The sequence below is a fragment of the Kitasatospora sp. NBC_00070 genome, from assembly GCF_045041205.1.
Lineage (GTDB): Bacteria > Actinomycetota > Actinomycetes > Streptomycetales > Streptomycetaceae > Kitasatospora.
Map to the genome: position 1 here is coordinate 523455 of NZ_CP108248.1, position 19818 is coordinate 543272.

A 19818-nucleotide genomic window follows, 5' to 3' on the forward strand; every position below is an offset into this window, starting at 1 on the left:
TCGCGGATGCAGGTCTTGATCACCTCAACGCTCTCCGGTTCGGCCACGGACCGCCCCTTTTCCTCAAAGCCTCTGCTCCTTCCATGACACCACCTCGAGTTGTCCCGGCATCGGGCGCTGGGATGCCCGGCACCGACGGCTGCGCTTCGGGGCACCGTTGGACGGGATGGGGTGGTCGGGTGGTGTCGTGCGACGATGCGGACGCGGGAGGTGCTCGGGAAGACGTCCGCCGACGCTCGGTTCGCGGAGGAAATGACGGACCGCCAGGCAGCCGACGCGTTGCGGGCCCGGGTGGGCTGGAAGTTCTGCTTGTCCCTGGAGTTGGCTGATCCGGGCTGCGGCGCTTCGATGCTCAGCGAGTTCCGCGCCCGGCTGGCACAGGGCGGCAGGGGCGAGCTGCTGCCCCACCCGGGACTTGCCGACGCCGGCTACGTGAGTGTGGATCACATCCTGGCCGCCCGTGCCCCGTGACCCCGAGGCCTCCGACCTCATCCGCTTCACCATCGCCTGGGAGCACCAGGACGTCACCTGCCCCATTGGAGCCGTCAGCCGCGACTGGAGGAACGCCGGCAGTGCCGACGGCCTGCCGATCATCCAGGCGACCTTCAAGATGCCCGACTGCGGCCCCGGTGCACCCGCTCAGCCACCAACGCCCGTGGCCTGACCTTCCGATCCCGGCCACAGTTCGAGGCCCGGCGTCGCATCCGCGGAGAGCAGCCACCGAGACCTGGCGCGAGCAGTACGCTGCCCGCTCCGGCGTCGAGGGCCCATGTCCCAAGCCTCTCGCCGCTGTTACGTCCACCGCACACGCTATCGAGGCTCGGCCAGGGCCCACCTGCGCTACTCACCGCGATGGCCCTGAACCTCGTCCGCGTCGACGCCTGGCTCACCGGAGCCCCGCTCGGCAGCAGTTCGACCGAATCGGTCCAGGAGCTGCTGGCTTACAGATCCCCCAACGGCTCTTCCCGCCGATGCCACCGTGGAGTGGTGGCATCGGCGGGGAGAGCCGGGCTCTGTCGGGGAGGTCAGTTGTTGACGATTTGCCATTTCTGGTTGGTGTTGGTGTTGCAGGGCCAGGCGACGATGGGGGCATCGTCGGCGGTGTTGAAGGCGTAGTCGTCGAGGCAGAGGTCGGTGGCGGCGTTGTAGTAGTCGCCTCCGCTGCGGGGGCGCCAGATCTGTTCGGGGGATCCGTTGCAGGTGGTGGCGTAGACGGGGGCGCCGTTGTAGTTCCCGGTGGGGGCGACGCACAGGGTGGGCTTGTCGTCGCCGGCGCGGGTGGTGAGCTGGCCGTCGCCGTTCCACTGCCATACGGTTTTGGTGGTGGCGCAGTTCTGGTAGCGGACGGGGGAGCCGGCGTTCTGGGCGGGGGCCAGGCCCAGGCACTTGCCGCCGTAACCCTTGATCTTCGTCCAGGAGGCCGGGGGCATCATCGACACCACCGTGTCGACCCGGTATCCGGCGACCCCGCTGTAGGTGACGTCGGCGTCGAAGTAGGCCTTCTTCGTCGTGGGGTTCCAGGAGATCCCGGTGGGCAGCTTGGGCGGCGCACTCTTGTCCCGGTAGTAGGTCTTGCCCTTGAGGATCATCTCCATTCCGAGCAGACCCTCGATCGGGACATCGTCGTTCACCAGTGTCATTTTGTTCGAGGGTATGGTCGGATCCATCCTGATGTGGCAGGTGCCGCCGAGGACGCCGGTGGTGTGTTCCTTGCCGGAGACGTTGACCTTGCGCAGGACTTGTTCGACCCGGGCGGCGTAGTCCGGGGGAACAGTGACCGTCTGCGGGCTGAGGCTGACGGTCTGGGCGGTGGAAGTCCCGGTGGAGGTGCCCCAGTTGTAGGCGTAGCCGATGGTGTAGCTCTGGTCCACACCGACGCTGTTCGGGGAGACCTTGAAGGTCGTGGTGTGCGAGGTGCTGATGGTGTTGCTCAGGTTGGAGGTGAAGGTGCGTGTGAGGTTCTGGCTCCAGGCGGGGCTGGTGTACTTGTCCCCGCCCGTGCCGGTGCCGACCAGGGCGAACTCCGGCTTTCCCATGGACGCGACGGCCGTGACCGGTACGGAGGAGGTGCCGGCGATCGTGACCTTCGAGCAGTCAACTCCGAAGAGCACCGCGGGAATGAGGTACTTGGGGTCGCCGAGGCCATAGCGGTAGTACCACTCGGGCAGGTTGGCCCGGACCAGGTCGTTCAGGACGATCGCGGGCTGGCCCTCGGAGTGGGAGGTGAAGGTAACCCCTCCATCGTCAGCATGAGCGGTTTGAGGGGGCAGGGCGGTCAGCAGCAGCGCCGCGGACGCCGCCGTCATCACGACGGTGGGGACAGCCCTGGAGCGGGTGTGAAGGATTGTGCGCAACTTGGTCTCCGTGATCCGCCAAGGACCGCGGACAGGCTGTCCGCGGAATCGGGATACGCGTTCCGGTGAGGACGGGTCACTCCTCGGACACGCGGCGGTACCACCCAGACGGAAAACAACCCAGACCCGGTCCCAGGGCTCGTGACCCTCCGAAGGGACCGCCCCGGACTTCCGCGAGGGGCCGTGCAAGGAAGCTGCTGTGACCGCAGCGTTCCACCACCCACCCCACACCCACCACCCACGACAGCACACATGGCCGCAAACGCACCCCCTTAACCTCGGGCTTTCATGAGGCCAGCTGTCCGACGGGTGGTCAGGAAAGCAGAAAGGGCCTCTGACCAGCGAGAATGAGGATTGTCTAGGTCCCTGTTCCCGCCCCGGTCGGAGGCACTTTCCAGGTGAGTAAGCGTATCGGGTCGTATCCGCGTGTCCGCGTCGAGGGCGGTGGCCGCGGGGTGGTCTCGCAGTCCGGCGCCGTGCTGCTGGTCGAGACCGCCCGCAAGACAGGGTTGGACGCGGCGATATCGACGGCACTGGCGCCGTGGCGCAAGGCTCGGGCCGTCCATGACCCGGGCAAGGTCCTGCTGGACGTCGCGCTCGCGGTGGCCCTTGGCGGGGACTGCCTGGCTGATGTCGCGATGCTGCGGGCCGAGCCCGCCGTGTTCGGCCCGGTGGCCTCCGACCCGACCGTCTCGCGCCTGGTCGACACCCTCGCCGCGGCCGGGCCCCGCGCACTCGCGGCGATCCGGCGGGCGCGGGCCGAAGTCCGCGAGCGGGCCTGGCGGTTGGCCGGCGAGGCGGCCCCGCACGTGGGCGGCGAGGTGACCGTGGACATCGACGGAGTGCTGGTCCTCGCGCACTCCGAAAAGCAGGACGCGGCCAAGACCTGGAAGAAGACGTTCGGGCACCACCCACTGTTCGCGTTCGTCGACCACGGCCCAGGCGGGTCCGGGGAGCCGGTCGCCGGGCTGCTGCGGCCGGGGAACGCCGGCAGCAACACGGCCGCAGACCACATCGAAGCGGCCCGGACGGCACTGGCCCAGCTACCGAAGAAGTACCGGCGCGGACGCCGAACCCTGATCCGCACCGACTCCGCCGGCGGCACCCACGACTTCCTGAACTGGCTCACCACACGCGGCCGGTGGCTGTCCTACTCGGTGGGGATGACCATCACCGGCGGCATCCACCAGGCCGTGCTGAAGATCCCGGCCTCTGCCTGGACCCCCGCAGTCGAACCCGGCGGAGAGATCCGCGACGGCGCCTGGGTTGCCGAGCTCGCCGGCGATGTCCTCAAAGGCTGGCCGAAGGGGATGCGGCTCATCGTCCGCAAGGAACGGCCCCACCCCGGAGCCCAGTTGCGCTTCACCGACGCCGACGGCATGCGCCTGACCTGCTTCGCCACCAACTCCACCGGCACCCCGATCGCCCGGCTGGAGCTGCGGCACCGCCAGCGGGCCCGCGCTGAGGACCGCATCCGCGCCGCCCGCGACACCGGACTGCGCAACCTGCCCCTCCACCAGGCCACCCAGAACCAGATCTGGCTGGAGATCGTCCAGCTCGCACTCGACCTGCTCGCCTGGATGCCCATGCTCGCCCTGACCGGCACCGCCCGCCGATGGGAACCCAAACGCCTACGGCTGCGGCTGTTCTCCGCCGCCGCCCAGCTCGTCACCACCGGCCGCCGCCGCTACCTCCGCCTGGCCCGCCACTGGCCCTGGACCGACACGATCACCAGTGCCTTCGAGCGCCTGCACGCCCTGCCGGACCCCGGCTGACCAGCGACATCACCCCATCCCGACGAACACCAGACAACATCCGGAACCGTGGAACCCGGCGCCCAACCGACGCGCCAGTCGGGCCCTCGGTATTTCTATAGGCAGAAGACCCAGCCTTGGGTATTCAGCCGATCAGGGTGATCTGACGCTCAATTAGAAGAAGGTGCCTCTGGCCTGCAAGGATGCGATTGCGACGTCGTATCCACAGCAGGAACAGGTGCACCTTCTCGGTGAGTGAGCGTACAGGGTGGGACCGGCGGCTGTCTGTCGCCGCCGACGGGAAGGGCCTGGTCGGGCACGCCGGGGTGGTGCTGCTGCACCAGGTCGCGGACCGGGTCGGGTTGACCGCCGCACTGGGCGCACTGTGGCCCGGCGGTGGGAGCGCGACCTGGCGTGACCGCGCGCACCTTCTGCTCGGCCTGGCAGGCGCGATCGTGCTCGGCGCGAAGAACCTGTCCGAGGCCGAGCAACTGCAGGCCCACCACACCGCCCTGCTCGGAACCCCGGCGTCGGACTCCACCGCGTACCGCGCCCTGGCCGCGCTGGACGAGAGCGCGCTGCACCGGATCGCGAAGGCCCGCGCGCGAGTGCGCCGCCACGTGTGGGGCCTGCTCGCGCTGCGGCCGGGCGGCTTCCCGTGGCTGGTGGTGGCGGGCAAGCGGCTGACCGGGTGGATCGTCATCGACATCGACGCCACGATCATCCTCGCCGCCTCGAACAAGACCGGGGCGGCGGTGACCTTCAAGAAGACCTGGGGCTTCCACCCACTCGCATGCTGGTGCGCGAACACGCAGGAGTCGCTGTCGATGCTGCTGCGGCCCGGTAACGCCGGGTCGAACACGGTCGCCGACCACATCACCGTGCTCACCGCCGCGCTGCGGCAGATCCCGCACTCCTCGCAAGCGAAGATCCTGGTCAGGGTCGACGGCGCGGGCGCGACCCACGACCTGCTGGAGCACCTGGAAGCGCTGAACACCGCCCGCCGCACCGTGCGCTACCTGGTCGGCTGGACCATCACCCAGGACGACGAGAAGGCGATCGCCAAACTCCCCGCAACGGCGTGGGAGGCTTCCCTTCGCCAGGACGGCGACATCCAGGACGGCTACGGCATCGCGGAGTTGACCGGACTGAGCAACCGACCGGGCTGGCCCGAGGGGATGCGGCTGCTGGTCCGCCGGGTCAGGCCCGCCGGCCGCCACAGGAAGAAGCTCACCGCGTTCGAGCTGAAGACGGGCTGGAAGTACTCCGTGATCGCGACCAACATCCGGCACATGTGGGGCATCGCCGGTTCGCACCAGCCGCAGTGGCTGGATGCCGTCGCCCGTCAGCACGCCGTGGTGGAGGACCGGGTGCGAGCGGACAAGGCGATGGGGCTGCGGAATCTTCCGAGCAAGTCGTGGGAGGCGAATCGCGGTTGGATGCTCGCCGCGAACCTCGGCCACGACCTGGACTGCTGGGTCCGCCTGCTGGCCCTGCACGACCAGGATGACCTGGAGCGGGCCGAGCCTGACACGATGCGCTACCGGCTCTACCACCTGCCCGCGCGCCTCGCCGCCCACGCCCGTCGCCGCCGGCTGCGGATCGAACGCACCTGGCCCTGGGCCGACGTGTTCGTGCTCGCTTGGCAGCGGCTCACCCAGCTCCCGGCCGTCACCTGACTGCCGGTCACCGACCCGACGACCTGGAAGGAGAGCACCCCCGGACCCGTGGAATCCGGCGCACCCGCAGCGTCATGCGACGGCCCGCCTCACCGGCATCGAGGACATTCCGGGCGAACCGCCGAGACGATCACCGAGCACCAGCCGCTGACGAATCGAGGCCAGCCCGGACAAGCAGAAACGGCCCGCCAGCCGAGCTGACGAGCCGTCATGCAAGATCGAGGTTAACAATCACGACAGCTACAGATCGCCACCTGACGGATATCCGTGCTGGTCGGATGGGCCGAAGCCGCTGTCAACGCTCTCCGAAATCTGGTTCTGGACCACTATTTGGGATGCTGTTGGTGATCTTCAATAGTGAGGGTGAGATTGCTGATGATCAACGTCGCCGGCCCTGCTCACCTGCTGTTATGACCTGGAGGTTTCGGCTGGGTGAAGGGGTGGGCTGCGTTGGCGACGGATTCCTGGTCCGGCGCGAAATTCCGCATCTGACCGCAAGAATGGCTCGGGGCGAGCAATCCTCGGGGCACGGCCGCGATGTGGGTGCGGGATCATCTGGACTCCTTGCGGCGGTGCGACGCTTGGACCGGATCGAGCTGGTGGGCGAAACCATGCGCGCGGGCTCTGGAGGAGTTGGCAGCCGCTGATGAGGAATGATGGGGTCCGCCCTGGTCACGGACGACTCGGGCCATCGCTATGACCCGGCGGTACGTGACAACCGACTTCCCCGGGAGACGAAGGAACGCGAGCAGTACGCAGTGGCGGTCGGTGAGGACGGCAAGCACCTGCTCCACGCCCTGCCTGCTCCGGATGATCCCGCCAGACTGCGTTCATTGCCGCAGGTGGAAGTCCTGCGGCAAGTCTGGGTTCACCAGTACTGGTACGACGAGGTAGGCCGCCTGGGCTGGCGCGGCCCCCAGCAGACCCGTGCCGACTGAGCCGGCGCCACAGAGTCCCCCAGCGCCCGGGCAGACCGGGACCGCCCGCGGCACATACCGTCCCCGGCCACCGGGACGCTCCCGCCGGCCGGGCCGAGGCTCGTGGAGTGCGAGAACACCAGGGCGTGCCCGGCCCTGTGGGTCGGCCGTGGCACGAGCGGTCCCGCGGCATCCGGCGTCGGCTACGCGCGCTTGTACCTGACACGCGAGGCGGCGAACAGTTCCGCTATCTCGCGCCGCTTATCCCCACCGTACTCAAGAGTGAGCGTCACATCGGTGAAGAGCCTCCCGGGGTCGGCTGTGGCTTTGCCCATGGACAGCCCTGGGATGTCGTCGCCCAGCTTCATCCTGTACGCCGCCTCGGCGGTGTCACGGCAAAATCCGCCCGGCTCGGCGCCGAGCCTGGCGAGCGAACCGAGGCCCGTACGACCTGGCGCAACGGCCACCACGACAAGACCCTGACCACGCGGGCCGGCGACTTGGACTGGCCATCCCCAAGGTCCGCACCGGCAGTCTCTTCCCCAGCCCGCCGGAACTACGTCACCGTATCGACCAGGCGCTCTACGCGGTCATCATGGAGGCCTGCGTGCCGGGCGTGTCCACCCGCTCGGTCGACGACCTGGTCAAAGCCCTCGGCGCGGACACCGGTATCTCCAAGAGCGAGGTCTCGCGGATCTGCGCCGACCTGGACGAACAGCTCACCGCTTTCCGCACCCGGCCGCTCGGCCACACCTGCTTGCCCTGCACCTACCTGGACGCGACCTACTGCAAGACGCGGGTGAACCACCAGATCGTCTCCCAGGCCGTCGTCGTCGCCAACGGCATCACCGAGGACGGCGGCCGCGAGGTGCTGGGGCTGATGGTCGGCGACAGCGAGACCGAAATGTTCAGGGCCCAGTTCCCGCGTCACTCGCGCGAACGCGGCCTGACCGGGGTCCGCCTGGTCATCGGCGGCCACCACAGCGGCCTGGTCAAGGTGATCCGCAAGGTCATGCTCGGCGCCGTCAAGTCGACCCCCGGCACCGATCCCGACCGCGCCAGCTTCACGATTGCCCTGGAATCGACCCGCGACCAAGTCGTCGCCGCGCGCGGTGTCCTGACCGACGGCGCCGGCCTGGTCGGTGGCATCGGCCGCGCGGGCCTGGCCGGCCTTCTGCCCGCCTGCCGTCCACGGGTCAGCACCCGCACCCGTTGTCCCGCTACACGCAAGAATCGAGGACAGCAGGCCCCTGGCCAGTACGAATATTCAATCCATCGCCATCAGCGTCCACGGCGCGCAGCCGACAGTGACGCCAGTCACTGCCCTCTGGGCCCGAGACCGGCACCAGCCTGCCATCAGCCCAGGACCTGCCCCCGACATCCCGCATCGACCGCACCTTCGCCCTCCTGAGGTCACAGTCCGGCCGCTCATGGAGCCCCAGCGAAGTCGCCCAGACCCTCGGAATCACCAACATCAACAGGTTCTGCGTCCAGATGGCCCGCCGGGCACGGCAAGGGCTGATCACCAGGACCCGCAGAGGGGCCTACACCCTCGCCGACGATCCTTTCAATCCACCCCTTCCGCTCCTAAAACACGGCCTTAGCCTGGGCTGATATCGCTTAAGGGCCTGCCGGAAATCAACTCGCTGTCTTGATCTCTGCCGGTGGTGTGATGCCGTGGCGGGCAGCGAGGCCGAGGAGGTCGTCCAGGGTTGCCAGTCGGGTGTCGGCGGGCTCGATGGTGTGGCCGACTTCGTCGAGGAGGCGCCGGGTCTGGCTGACGACCCGGTTCAGGCTCTGGGGAACCACTGCGAAGAGCGGGGCGATCGTCACTTGCGGAAGCCGGTGTCGTTCGTAGAGGAGAGTGGCCAGGAGCCGGTCGACGAGGGTCAGGCCGGGTCGCCGGCCGGTGTAGCGACCAGGCGCGGGTGCTTTCTGCTGGTCACCGCCGCGTCGTTGGTGGAGGTCTGCTTCCCGCTGGCCTTCTCGTGCCGCGCTCAGCGCGGCGATAAGCCCGCTCCACTGCTCGTCCGGCATGCCGGTCAGGGCCGGGTGGACCAGCCATGAGCGGCCCGGGCCGGGCAGGTCCTGGGGCGGGATCGGTGGGACGCCGTCGCGGCAGTGCTCCTCGGGGCGCAACGTGTAGTTCCAGTCACCGTGCCAGTCGTGGCGGTCCAGCGGCAGGGCGGCCATCTGTGTGTCGCCGATCGTGATGCCGGTCGGGTAACTGTTGGTGTCCAGGGCGGCGGTGACGGTCAGTCCGGTACTGGTGGTTGTCGCGGCGATGCAGTTCAACACGACTTCGTGGCTGGTCAGGGGGCGTCCGCGCCAGTTCATGCTGATGTGGGCGAACAGCCGGTGCTCGATGCGGTTCCACTTCGATGTGCCTGGCGGCAGTGTGCAGACGGTGACGGCCAGGCCGCTCTGTTCGGCGAACGCGGCCAGCTCGGTTTTGAAGGACCGGCGCCGGTAGCCGTTGGACCCGCCGGCGTCACAGGTGATCAGCAGCCGTCCGGCCTGCGGGTAGGTGTCCTTGCCGATCGCGGTCCACCAGCGCCGCAGGGACTCCACGGCGAACGCGGCGGTGTCGTGGTCGATGCCGACGTTGACCCAGCCGGTGTTCGCCGACACGTCGTAGACCCCGTAGGGGATCGCCTTGCCCAGCCTCTGGTCGGGGAAGTCGTGGGTGCGTACCGGGACCGGCTGCCCGGCCCGCGCCCACTCGGTGCCGGCGTTGCGGTACTCGCCGATCAGCTCTTTCTTCTTCGTGTCCACCGATACCACCGGGTCGCCGGCGGCCTGGAAGGCTTTGACCTGCTCGTTGATGTAGCGGAACTGCCCGTCGCGGTCGGGGCTCTGCTTGCCCTCGATGGTCTTGGCATTGCCCTGCAGGCTGAAGCCCTCTGCGTGCAGCAGGCCGGCGACGGTGTCGGCCGAACAGCGGTGACCGGCCGCCGTCAGTTCCCGGGACAGCTTCCTGGTCGACTTCGTCGTCCAGCGCAGCGGCGACATCGGATCCCCGCGCATGTCCGGCTCGACCAGCGCCAGCAGCGTGGGCACCAGTTCCGGGTCCAGGTCGGCCAGCCTCTTGCGGCCCCCGCCAGGCCGGCGGACCCGACCGGTCGGCTCCACCGCCCCGTCCAGTTCGTCCACCCCGCGCGAGACGGTGCCCTCGCGCATTCCCGCAGCCCGAGCCACCACCCGGATCCCGCCGTGCCCCAGCGATCGCGCCTCAGCACCCGCCAGCAGACGGCGTTGCCGCTCATCCAGATGCGGGAGCATGACCTCGAACTTCGCCGTCAGCGACGCCTCGATCTCCACAGATATGCCCATACCACAACAACGATGCCCAGAACGGGAAGCAACGCTTTGTTCTCCGGCAGGCCCTTTAACCACCCGGCCTTGGGTCAAACCCGGAGCGGTTCACCCCCGGAGCCGTACCGCAGTTGTAGTGCCCGTCGGGAGTACGGCCAGTGTGACCCGAAATGGGAGGGCCTGAAGCACCGCAGCGGTGGTCCAGGCCCTCCCATTCAGCAGAATGCGCAGTCGAAAATTCGGCAGCGGACCGTTCCCTCCGCGACTGCGACGTTAGAGCTGCGGTCAGCCGCAGTTTGCCACCAGCGTCCCTGTGTAGAGGGGAACCGGCGGAGTGACAGTGAGGATGCGCTTGGAAGTGAAGGAGACCTCCTCGCACTTCACCTTGTTCTTCTGCGCGAACTTCTGCATCTGCTTCTGGGTATTCTGGTGGGCGGCGGTCCCGGTCGAGCCGACGGAGGTGAAGGTCTTGCTGACCACCGTCGCAGGGGCGCCACTCTGCTGGGCAGCCGAAGCCGGAGAGGCGACGGCGAGCCCCAGCAGGGAAACAGCGCCAAGGGCCACGAAAGATGCGATCTTACGCATAGATGCTCCTCATAAGTGACATCGATTGGCCCCTGGGTTTCTGGGGCCGCCAGGCAATGATTACCCGGATCATCAGGCGGGCCAGTCGATTTGAGGTTGATTTGAGCATTTCGCCTAAAGGGGGTCCATGAGACACCTTCGGTCATTTTTGAGCAGCGCTTATGAATGATTGCAAAGATTTTCCATTGTGACAGTCGGCAGCGCCCCTCCGGTGCTATGTGCACTTCCCGGTGGAACCGCGGTCCGCGAATCCGGGCCCGGCGCAAGCGCAATCCACAAGCCCCCTACCACCAGCGCGAATGCCTTAGACCGTGTCTCATGTGGATATCTTGGCGAGCTTCTTGTAGCAGGTCAGGGCTGCCGCGAGGCCGAGGAAGGCGGCGAAGTGGGAGCCCTCTCGCTCGTATCTGACGGTCAGTCTGCGATAGCCGAAGAGCCAGGCGATGCTGCGTTCGATCTTCCATCGGTGGCGGCCGAGCCGCTCCGAGCTGTCGACTCCCGGGCGGGCGATGCGGGGTGTGATGCCGCGCTGACGCAGCCAGGCGAGGGTGTCGGCGGAGTAGTAGGCCTTGTCGCCGCGAAGCCTGTCCGGGCGTCGCCGACGAGGTCCGCGGCGTGACCTCACCGCCGGCAGGCCACGAACCAGGGGCTTGAGTGCCTGGCTGTCATGGACGTTGGCACCGGAGACGCCGACGGCCAGCGGCAGGCCCCGGGCGTCGGTGAGGACATGGAGTTTGCTGCCCTTCTTGCCCCGATCGACCGGATTGCGCCCGGTCAGCGTGCCCCTTTTTCGCGCGGACCGAGGCGGCATCGATGATCGTCGACGTCCAGTCCACCTCACCACGCACCCCTAGCTCGTCCAACACCGCACGGTGCAGCCGTACCCACACCCCGGCCTTCGACCATGCGGCGAACCGCCTGTGCGCGGTGGCCGGCGAAACGCCGAACGTCGGCGGCAGATGCCGCCAGGCACACCCGGACGTCAGAACGTAGACCACGGCCGTGAACACCGCCCGGTCCTCCAGCCCCGCCGTCCCACCACCTTGACGGCGGGACGCGAACGACGGGATCAACGGCGCCGCCAGCCTCCACAGGCCATCCGGCACCAGCCGATGAGACAGATCAACCACCATGAGCCCCATCATGCCGCAGATCGTCCAACCCCCACATGAGACACGCTCTTAACTACCCGGCCTTGGGGCTCCCCCGATGTGAGGACACGTCTTACGACCTGGTGCGTGATTGTGGCGGCGATGTGACCGTCTGGGTGAGAGCCGTTGGTCAGGTGCTGGGGGTCCGGTCGGAGGCGGGGCCAGCGCGGTGAGGTAGGTGGCCGGGAGGGTGTCGTGGCGGTGGGTCCAGCGGGCTGGTCCCTTCCAGGGCTTGTGGTCGGCGAGGGTGTGCTCGACGGGAATGTGCTGGGACGAGTGGTCGTGGCGGGCCTGCTCCCGGGCCTCGTGGACTTCCGGCGCGGCGATCTTCGGCTTGCGCGGCGGTGTGACGGCCTTGCCGGGGTGATCCTTGCGGAGGCCCGAGCAGCCATCGCGGAGAAGCACTTGGGCCTTGGGAAACTGCTGGAAGAGGTCGTCGATGCCTTCTCCGCGTATCGCGGTGGCGTCGTGCATGCGTCCGGGGCAGGGGTTGCCGGCCCGCAGGGTGCGGCCCTTCGCGTCGGCAACGACGGTGGCCTTCATCGTGTTCTGCTTCTTCTTGCCGGAGACGAACGCCCTCCGGCCACCGCGGTGCGGTGCCGGGCGGCGGACCTGGACCTCGGTGGCGTCCAGTCGTAGCGCGGCACTCCCGGCCTGGGCGTGGGCGAAGACGTCCGTCGGGGTCCGCAGCCGGACCCCGACCCCGGGACGGCCGGGCACTGCGGAGCCTCGGGCCGCGAGCAGGCCCCTGACTCGCCGATCGCCCGGCTGATCGTGGAACAGTCGACTCCGACGAGCACGGCCAGGACAGCGTGAAGCAGATCGTGTCGCGGATGGATGAGCGCCGCGGTCACCCGGTCAACGAACACGGGCCGATGCCTGCACCCGCGCCGGCTGCCCGCTGCCGCACGCCACCGCGGACGGCGTCGCGCCGCCCTTCGACCGCGGCCTGCCGCGGAGCGGCCAGTTCGATGGCCAGATCCGCCAGGTGCCGCCGCGAGATGCCGGTCAGCACCCGATGGCCGAGGACCGCACGGCTCACCTTGATCGTCACACCGCCAGATCATGCCGCCCGCAACACCGCTGGTCACATCGCTGCGCAACCACGCACCAGGCCGTTAGGTACGCGCGGATTCCAGCACATCGCGCAGCGTCTGTTCCCGCCGTACCACCAGGTGCAGTCCTACCGTGGCGACCGCACGGGTCAGCAGCCCGGCGGTGCCCTGCGACCAGCGCAACGGCTCCAGGTCACCCTTCGCCAACGCGGCCATTGCCCGCCTGGTCTCGACCGGGTAGCGCATCGGGTGGTGCAACAGGAGTTCCAGCCGTTTGCCCAGCACCTTGGTGGGCACCGTACCGGCCACATTGCCGGCACGTACGCCAACCTGATCGAGGGCGTCGGCGAGCAGAACGTTCAGCCGTTTCTCGCAGTGGAGCGCGGCCAGGGCGGGATACGGGACGGTGCGCAGCCACCCGATGGTGGCGACCAGTGCTACGGCGTCGCGGCCTAGTACCGCCAGCGCAAGGTCCAGTGCGGCTGTCTCACCTGCGGTGCGGGCCGCAGTCTGACGCACAGCGCGAGTATTGGTGTGGCTAGTGGGGGCGAGGTGGGTCGTCATGTGGGGCTCAACGCCTGTGAAGGGCGACAGGTATCGGAAATGCGGCACCAGGGGTGATGGGGAATCGGGAACCGAGCCGGTTGCCCACTGGTTCGGCCAAGCCGGGCGCGCACGATGACGGGGTCGGGCCTGGGGCCCGGGGCCCGTCCCCACTGGTGGTCACGAATTTCCGGGCTGTCCGGCGCCCGTGGTGGTGGCCCTGATCCTGCGTGACAGCGGTTGCCGCCGCTGTGTCGGGCTCCTGAGGCTGTCAGGAGCGTTGGAAACGTGGTGTGTCGCTGGCCGGTGAGGCCTCCCGAAAGAGTGGCGCTGTCATTGCGGTGGGATCCGTGGTGGCGCCTGGGCCCCGGCGTCCTGCCGCTGGACAGCTGCCAGGGCGCCGGTGACGACAACCGTCGCAGTCAGGGTCGCTTCGGGGCATCCGCCCTTACTGAGCCAGCGCTCGTTCGAAAACGAACGCCGTTCGGTCGGCCTGCCGGTCCCATGACAGGTCGGCGGTGACACGTGCGTGACCGACCTGTCCGAGACGGCGCGCCAGCACATCGTCGCGGAGCAGCTCACCCAGCGCGGAGGCGAGCGCGTCGACGTCGCCGGGAGGTACCAGCAGTCCGTTGCCACGGTGGGTGACGAGCGAGGGGATTCCACCCACTGGTGTGGTGACCACGGGCCGGCCGCAGGCCATCGCCTCGGCGAGCACGCTCCCGAAGCTCTCGAACGCGGTGGGCAGCGCGAGCACTCGGGCCCGCTGGTAGGCCTGGGCCAGCTCTGCGCCCTCCAGCCGCCCGGCGAACTCGACCCGGTCGGAGATGCCCAGGGTCACGGCCAGATCGGCGTAGTGATTCAGTGCGCTGCCCGCGCCGACTACCGTCAGCCCGACGGGGCAGTCCGGCGCGAGCTGGGCCACGGCCCGCAGCAACTGGTCCAGCCCCTTGTACGCTGTCGCCGGCTCCAGGGAGCCGACGAACAGGAGCCGGGGCTCCCGTACGAGGGGAGCAGGCGTGAAGCAGGTCAGGTCCACCCCCGGTGAGATGGTCGTGGCACGGCTGGCAAACAGTCGAGGTTGGTCGGCAGCCACGTAGTCGGAGCAGCAGATCAACTCCTGGGCCCGCCGTACCGTCCCTGTGAGCACGGTCCTCTCGTATGCTGCCAGCAGCGCGTTGGTGAGCCGGTTCCCGTGGCGCATCCGGCCCGTGTGGTAGGTGAGGACGAACGGGACGTGGGAGTTCGCCCGGGCTGCCGCGTCTGCGAACAGTGGTACTGGGGCGTGTGCGTTGACCAGATCGACGCGGTGTGCGGCGATAAGTGTCCGCAGGGCCTGCTGCCAGGTGGGGGAGAACGGTGTGTTCGAGAACCGTGCCAGAACGCGCAGCCGGTAGACCGGGATGTCGTCCGGTCCGGTGCACCGGCCGGGTGCCGTCCCCGGGTCGGCCGTCGTCGCGATCAGGACCCGGTACCCGTGCCGGCGCTGGAGCTGGCGGGCCAGATTCCAGACGTAGCTCTCAACCCCGCCGATGTGTGGGGGGAAGTACGGGCAGGCGAGAAGGACGGTCCGCCTCATTCGGGCCTCCAGCCGTTTTCCGGCGCGTTCCGCGGCACCAGGCTAGTCCCGTTCCTCGCACATGACTGGTTCGGAAGGACCGACGAAGTGACCAGTGCTCCGGTGGGTCCAGGCCGATGTGCCTGGCGTGCCGCCATCTTGTTCGTGTCGAACGCGAGTGCGCCGTCCTCGGACGACAGCGCAGTTCGCGGCGGCGGGGTAGAGGCGTCTGGGCGCTCTGCCCGCCGCGGCCGGGCGATTGCGCCGGCCTGACGGGACGGCCTGGAATGGGCCGCAGACGGCGCAACCGGTGCGCGGGCGCCCAGCAGCGCCAGCGAGCAATAGAGGCCTGCCACCAGGTTTCCCGCCGTCCATGCCCACCCCAGCCAGACCAGGCCGCGTGGTGCCAGCGCGATGGCCAGCCCGATGGTCACCGTGGCGTAGAGGACGTTCCCGACGACCAGGTGCTTGAGCCGCCGGGCAAGTTTCAGGGCGAAGCTCGCCCAGGTGTTCATGGCCACTGCCACCGAGGCCACCGCCAGGACCATCAGCAGCGGTCCCGCCCCGGCGGCGTACTCCGCTCCGAACAGGCGGAGCATCGGGACGGCTGCGACGACGACAACGGCTGCGGGGATCTGTGCGCCAGCCATGACCAGGGCCGAGCGGCGCAGCAGGGGGACGAAGCGCGATTCGTTGTTGGAGACTTCGGCGAACAGTGCCTCGCCGACGGAGTAGGAGATGGCGTACAGGAGGGTGGCGATCTGGAATGCGGCGAAGTAGAACGCGGCCTGGGCCGCGCCCAGCCGTTGCAGCACGATCAGGGGAAGGACCAGCAGGGGTGCCAGGTTGAGCAGGCTCGACCCGTAGCTGGCGAGGGAGAAGCCCAGGTGATCGCGCAGATGTGTGTCCTTGGCACGCAGGCGCGGTCGGAACTTCAGTTTGCGGTACATCAGGATGAACGAGGCGAGGGTGCCGGCGAGGTACCCGGCGCCCGAGGCCGCGATGATGCCGAACGCGCCGAGGCCGAGGAGCAGGGCGGGGAGCGCGAGTTTGCTGAGGCCCTGCACCAGTCCGTCGGTGATGACGTTGTACTGCGGCATGCGCTCGCCGATGAAGACGGCATCGGTGAGCAGACTCAAGGCGACGCACACGCAGAAGAACACGAACGTGGCGGCGTGGAGCGGGTCTTGCCGGATGAAGAGCAGTTTCTCCCCGTACCGGGGAAGTCCGATCAGGTAGGCCGAGCCGGCGGCGCAGGCGGCGGCGCCGACCAGGAGGCAGCACCGTGTCAGCTGTCCGTTGCGGGCACGCCGCGGCGCACGGAAGCGCACCAGTGTGCTGTTGAGGCCCAGGAGGCTCGTGTAGGCGATCAGGTTGGTTGCCGAGATCAGTGAGGTGGCCAGGCCGACCTGGACGGGGGTGTAGAGACGCGTGACGATCATCCAGAACACGAAGCCGAGGCCGGCCATGGTGGCCGTCGACAGCAGGAGGAGGGAGGAGTTCCTCACCACCTGGTCCGCGGTGTCCGGGGGTATGTCTTCCACTGCCGTGCTCATGAGCTGCCGTGTTCCTTCTGGGCGCCGTCGGGCCCCTCATGCGTATTGGGTGCCGTACCCGTCTGGGCTCCGGTGGAATGGTGCTGTCCTGCGGGGGCTGGGAGGACAGCCCGGTAGGCGTGCAGGAGCGCACTCAGGTGTGCGGGCCAGCCGAACTCCGCCAGTGCGTAGCGCCGTGCTTCGATGCTCATCAAGCGGCGGGTGCGGGGATCTGCCGCCAGTTCGGCGAGGGCCCGCGTCCAGGCCGGAGCCGTGCGGGGCAGCAGCCGGGCCTGGCGGGCGTCGAGCCGGTAAGGGGCGTAGCCGGGATCGTCGGTGGTGAGGACCGCCAGACCGCTGGCCATCGCCTCTTGGACGGTCAGCGGGAATCCTTCGGCTCTGGAGGGCAGCGCGAACATGTCGCAGGCGCGGTAGGCCTCGGCGAGCAGCGTCGGCGGCAGCGGGCCGAGGAAGTGAACACCGCTGCGGCCCACCAGTGCTGCGGAGCCGCCGCCTTCCCCGGCGAAGACCAGGTCGTAGCGGGGATCGGGATCGGCCCGGCGGGCCTCGAGCAGGAGGGCGTAGCCCTTCTTGGGGACCAGGCGGCCCGCGAACAGGGCCAGGGGACGGTCCGGGGGGAGGCCGAAGTAGCTTCTGGCCAGCCGCCGTTCGGCAGGCGACACCGCGGGCCGGAACAGGTCTGTGTGTACGCCGTTGGGGAGGTGGACGCTGTTCTCCGCTCGTGCTCCCAGACGTGCGGTGAGCTTGGCGACCGAAGCGTTGAGGGTGAAGACCCGTCGTGCACGGCGTACGAGAAGCCGGCCTGCGGTGGCGTAGATCGCCCGCTGGACGCCGCGCACCAGTGGCGAGGGGTGCTGGACGAGGCCGATGTGCTGGGTGAGCAGGTAGGGCGTCGTGGTGCGTGCGGTGGCTGCCAGGGCTGCCCAGGAGGTCATGTAGAGGCTGTCGTGGACGTGGACGACGTCGGCCCAGCGGGCCCAGCCCATCATGGCGGGCAGCAGCCGGGGTGAGAACAGGGGGAAGGGGACGCCCAGGTGCCGCTCGGCGCCGTTCCACGCGGCGATGCGGACGACGGTGACGCCGTCCTGGGTCGTGGTGCTGCTCTGCTTCCCGCTGGTCACAACGGTGACGTGCGCCCCTTGCTCGGCAAGGCCGACGGCTTCGTGGCGGACGACGTTCTCGATGCCGCCGAGGTGGGGCGGGTAGTAGTGGCAGACGAACAGTACGCGCAGGTTCGCTGTGTTCATTGGAAGACCGCGGCTCCTTCGCTGCTGTAGATCTGGTTCTTGGTGGTGTGCAGGAGACCCAGGGGGTAGCGGTAGGTGATGAGGTCGCCCTGGAAGAAGATGGTGGCCCGGTGCTCGGTCACGGTGCTCGTGCCGAGCAGCACGTAGCTGTCGGTCTGGATGAGGGTCGGGTAGATGTCCTGGAGGGAGCGGGCGTCGATCTCGCTCTGCAGCCGGGCGTAGGTGAAGGTGTCCGTCTGGAGCTGCGAGGCGATGTCGTACGGGGGGTGTTTGCTGATTTCCCCTTGGGCCCAAGCGGAAGCGGAGCGCTCGGCCGGGAGGGTGTAGTAGATGTCGTAGTACTGGCCGGCGTTGCTGAGCTGCAGTTGGGGCGGGTACCCCCCGAGGAGGGTGGGGAGCATTCCGGTGAGGTCGAGGAAGAAGGCGATCGCCAGGGCGCAGGCCAGCGGGACCAATGCCTGGCGTGTCCAGTGCAGGAGCCAGAGGGTGGCGGCCGCGATGAACGGGACGAGGACGAAGAGTCCTTGCTGGAAGGCGCGCAGCACGCCGTAGTCGACGGACAACTGTGGTAGTGCGGTGAGTACGGCGATGATGGTGAGGGTGGCGAAGGCGAGGCAGATCTGGTCACGGGTGGGACGGAAGGGGCGGCTGCGCCGGGCGAGGATTGTCACCGCCAGGCCGGTCAGCAGGAGCAGCTGGAGCAGGACGGCGGCGGACGTGCGCACGAAGGTGTTTGCGGTGGCCACGTCCAGGCCGGTGTCCTGCAGGGCCTTTCCGGCCGCGGTGAGCGGGAGCTTCTGCTCGCCCAGTGCCTCGGTCGGGTATCGGTCCACCACATCGAGCGGCAAATACTGCCCTGCGGCCCGGCCTGCCGCCGTGTCGCGCAGTGTCTGCGCGCGGTACTCGCCGAGGCGCTCGGCGGGACTCGCGGAGACGCCGCTGAACAGGCTGTAGGAAGTGTCGGAAGATCCGTTGTGGCTCTGCCCGGGGTGCAGGATGTCGGAGAGGGCAGCGGACAGGGTGCTGCGGACCTGGCCCCCGCTGTGTGTGAGAGGGCCGGACCAGACCACTGCTGCGACAGCGACGGCGCCCACGATCCACCAGGTCACGAACCCGGGCGCGGGCCGGATCCGCCCTCGGGAGCGGGAGCGGCGCCGGGCCAGCCGCCACATACTGTCCGCCGCGCAGCTGAGGGCCAGCGTCGCGACGAGGACGTACGTGGTGGAGTAGTGGGAGAGCACAATCCCCATGAGCAGGACCAGGAGCATCACCCGCCGGGCGGACCGTCGCCGGTGCCGGTCAGTGATCACGATCAGGGCGCACCCCAGCAGGACGAACGCGACTTCCTGGCGTCCCAGATAGACCATGTCGGTGAAGAAGGTGGGAAAGGACATGAAGTAGACAACCGACAGCAAGGCGACCAGCTGCGGTGCGACGTTGCGGACCGAGCGGTAGACCAGCACCGGGGTCAGGGCGAACAGCAGCGGCAGAACGACCTTGAAGACATAGACGCCGGGGATCGCGGTGAGCCGTGTGATGGACGCGGGCAGGACGGTGATGCTCAGGCAGGCGTTGTAGGCGGTGGGGAAGGAGTCGATCCGCCAGCGCCCGGCATCCAGCGCGAGGACGAAGACCTTGTACTCACTCTGGATGTCGTGCCCCGTGATGTACCAGCCCCGCAAGGACACCAGAAGCAAGGTCGCAGCCGCCGCGAGGTAGATGCCCAGCTCCAGCACACCGGTCGGGCAGATCCGGCGGCGGGCGAACAACAGGACCAGGAGCACGGCGACGGCACCGAGCGCGGCGACGCTCACACCGTTGCCCAGACCGTTGTTCAGCCGGACCGCGCCCGCCACGGACAGCGCCACCGCAAGAGCACCCAGGAATACCACCATGACCAGATCCGCCCTCGGCCGCCGGGCAAGACCGCTGGGCGATGTTCCCCCGCGGGTACCGCCCCACGTCTGATCGAGACGGCGGGATCCGGGAGCCAGCAGGCGGACGAGCAGCGCCGCGCAGGTGAAGGACAGAGCCAGCGGCACCCGCTCCAGCGGGCGGTCGACCGCGACCAGGGGCAGAACCGTGTTGACCAGCAGTCCGACCA

Annotated in this window: 15 protein-coding genes and 2 pseudogenes; 6 read left to right on the forward strand and 11 right to left on the reverse strand. The window is 68.6% G+C overall.

Features of this window, described 5'->3' with window-relative positions; translation table 11 throughout:
• The first annotated feature begins 252 nt into the window (after positions 1-252).
• Positions 253-471, forward strand: coding sequence for a transposase (locus OHV05_RS37255; RefSeq protein WP_405021692.1), 219 nt, complete (start codon positions 253-255; stop codon positions 469-471).
• Positions 461-664 (forward strand): hypothetical protein, encoded by a 204-nt coding sequence (locus OHV05_RS37260; RefSeq protein WP_331730724.1) that lies wholly within the window; start codon positions 461-463, stop codon positions 662-664. The genes OHV05_RS37255 and OHV05_RS37260 overlap by 11 nt, the downstream gene beginning before the upstream one ends.
• Before the next feature lie 361 nt (positions 665-1025).
• Here OHV05_RS37260 and OHV05_RS37265 read toward each other — a convergent pair whose 3' ends face one another.
• Positions 1026-2354 (reverse strand): ricin-type beta-trefoil lectin domain protein, encoded by a 1329-nt coding sequence (locus tag OHV05_RS37265; RefSeq protein ID WP_331730726.1) that lies wholly within the window; start codon positions 2352-2354, stop codon positions 1026-1028.
• Positions 2355-2752: 398 nt separating this feature from the next.
• On the opposite strand from OHV05_RS37265, the gene OHV05_RS37270 reads away from it, so the two are divergent.
• The 3 genes from OHV05_RS37270 (at position 2753) to OHV05_RS37280 (ending at position 6725) form a co-directional block, all read left to right on the forward strand.
• On the forward strand, positions 2753-4129 hold the full coding sequence (locus OHV05_RS37270) for an IS1380 family transposase (protein WP_331730728.1): 1377 nt from the start codon (positions 2753-2755) through the stop codon (positions 4127-4129).
• A gap of 230 nt (positions 4130-4359) precedes the next feature.
• Positions 4360-5787, forward strand: a complete 1428-nt coding sequence (locus OHV05_RS37275) for an IS1380 family transposase (RefSeq protein WP_331730285.1) — start codon at positions 4360-4362, stop codon at positions 5785-5787.
• Positions 5788-6443: 656 nt separating this feature from the next.
• Complete coding sequence (locus tag OHV05_RS37280) at positions 6444-6725, forward strand: hypothetical protein (protein WP_331730730.1); 282 nt, start codon at positions 6444-6446, stop codon at positions 6723-6725.
• A 182-nt stretch (positions 6726-6907) separates the two neighbouring features.
• Here the strand turns inward: OHV05_RS37280 and OHV05_RS37285 are convergent, their stop codons facing one another.
• Positions 6908-7174: a hypothetical protein gene (locus OHV05_RS37285; RefSeq protein ID WP_405021756.1), complete on the reverse strand. Its 267-nt coding sequence runs from the start codon at positions 7172-7174 to the stop codon at positions 6908-6910.
• Between OHV05_RS37285 and OHV05_RS37290 the strand changes: the two are divergent.
• A pseudogene (locus OHV05_RS37290) lies at positions 7106-7728 on the forward strand (transposase); the annotation flags it as partial. The gene OHV05_RS37285 and the pseudogene OHV05_RS37290 overlap by 69 nt on opposite strands.
• Before the next feature lie 614 nt (positions 7729-8342).
• Here OHV05_RS37290 and OHV05_RS37295 read toward each other — a convergent pair.
• The 9 genes and pseudogenes from OHV05_RS37295 to OHV05_RS37335 all read right to left on the reverse strand — a co-directional run bounded on the left by OHV05_RS37295 (position 8343) and on the right by OHV05_RS37335 (position 19609).
• Positions 8343-10037 (reverse strand): ISAzo13 family transposase, encoded by a 1695-nt coding sequence (locus OHV05_RS37295; protein ID WP_331730733.1) that lies wholly within the window; start codon positions 10035-10037, stop codon positions 8343-8345.
• Between the two features lie 267 nt (positions 10038-10304).
• The gene (locus OHV05_RS37300; RefSeq protein ID WP_331730736.1) at positions 10305-10604 is read right to left on the reverse strand and encodes a hypothetical protein; all 300 of its coding nucleotides are present in this window, start codon (positions 10602-10604) and stop codon (positions 10305-10307) included.
• A gap of 316 nt (positions 10605-10920) precedes the next feature.
• A protein-coding gene (locus OHV05_RS37305; protein WP_331730565.1) for an IS5 family transposase occupies positions 10921-11737 on the reverse strand; the annotation gives its coding sequence in 2 pieces (ribosomal slippage) (positions 10921-11389 and positions 11388-11737; 819 coding nt in all).
• Positions 11738-11885: 148 nt separating this feature from the next.
• Positions 11886-12809 (reverse strand): annotated as a pseudogene (locus tag OHV05_RS37310) (transposase family protein).
• A gap of 64 nt (positions 12810-12873) precedes the next feature.
• Positions 12874-13329 (reverse strand): hypothetical protein, encoded by a 456-nt coding sequence (locus tag OHV05_RS37315; protein WP_405021693.1) that lies wholly within the window; start codon positions 13327-13329, stop codon positions 12874-12876.
• 472 nt (positions 13330-13801) lie between these two features.
• The gene (locus tag OHV05_RS37320; RefSeq protein WP_331730741.1) at positions 13802-14932 is read right to left on the reverse strand and encodes a glycosyltransferase family 4 protein; all 1131 of its coding nucleotides are present in this window, start codon (positions 14930-14932) and stop codon (positions 13802-13804) included.
• Positions 14929-16467, reverse strand: a complete 1539-nt coding sequence (locus OHV05_RS37325) for an oligosaccharide flippase family protein (protein ID WP_331730744.1) — start codon at positions 16465-16467, stop codon at positions 14929-14931. The genes OHV05_RS37320 and OHV05_RS37325 overlap by 4 nt, the downstream gene beginning before the upstream one ends.
• A complete protein-coding gene (locus OHV05_RS37330; RefSeq protein WP_331730747.1) occupies positions 16464-17714 on the reverse strand; it encodes a glycosyltransferase family 4 protein in 1251 nt (416 codons plus the stop codon). Before OHV05_RS37330 ends, OHV05_RS37325 begins: the two co-directional genes overlap by 4 nt.
• A complete protein-coding gene (locus tag OHV05_RS37335; RefSeq protein ID WP_405021694.1) occupies positions 17711-19609 on the reverse strand; it encodes a hypothetical protein in 1899 nt (632 codons plus the stop codon). The genes OHV05_RS37330 and OHV05_RS37335 overlap by 4 nt, the downstream gene beginning before the upstream one ends.
• Positions 19610-19818: the final 209 nt, after the last annotated feature.

What these genes read in the sequence shown, in the direction of transcription:
- OHV05_RS37325 (WP_331730744.1), bottom strand. Translation starts at nt 16,467, where the DNA reads ATGAGCACGGCAGTGGAAGACATACCCCCGGACACCGCGGACCAGGTG.
- OHV05_RS37280 (WP_331730730.1), top strand. Translation starts at nt 6,444, where the DNA reads ATGGGGTCCGCCCTGGTCACGGACGACTCGGGCCATCGCTATGACCCG.
- OHV05_RS37300 (WP_331730736.1), bottom strand. Translation starts at nt 10,604, where the DNA reads ATGCGTAAGATCGCATCTTTCGTGGCCCTTGGCGCTGTTTCCCTGCTG.
- OHV05_RS37320 (WP_331730741.1), bottom strand. Translation starts at nt 14,932, where the DNA reads ATGAGGCGGACCGTCCTTCTCGCCTGCCCGTACTTCCCCCCACACATC.
- OHV05_RS37295 (WP_331730733.1), bottom strand. Translation starts at nt 10,037, where the DNA reads ATGGGCATATCTGTGGAGATCGAGGCGTCGCTGACGGCGAAGTTCGAG.
- OHV05_RS37330 (WP_331730747.1), bottom strand. Translation starts at nt 17,714, where the DNA reads ATGAACACAGCGAACCTGCGCGTACTGTTCGTCTGCCACTACTACCCG.
- OHV05_RS37335 (WP_405021694.1), bottom strand. Translation starts at nt 19,609, where the DNA reads ATGGTGGTATTCCTGGGTGCTCTTGCGGTGGCGCTGTCCGTGGCGGGC.
- OHV05_RS37255 (WP_405021692.1), top strand. Translation starts at nt 253, where the DNA reads ATGACGGACCGCCAGGCAGCCGACGCGTTGCGGGCCCGGGTGGGCTGG.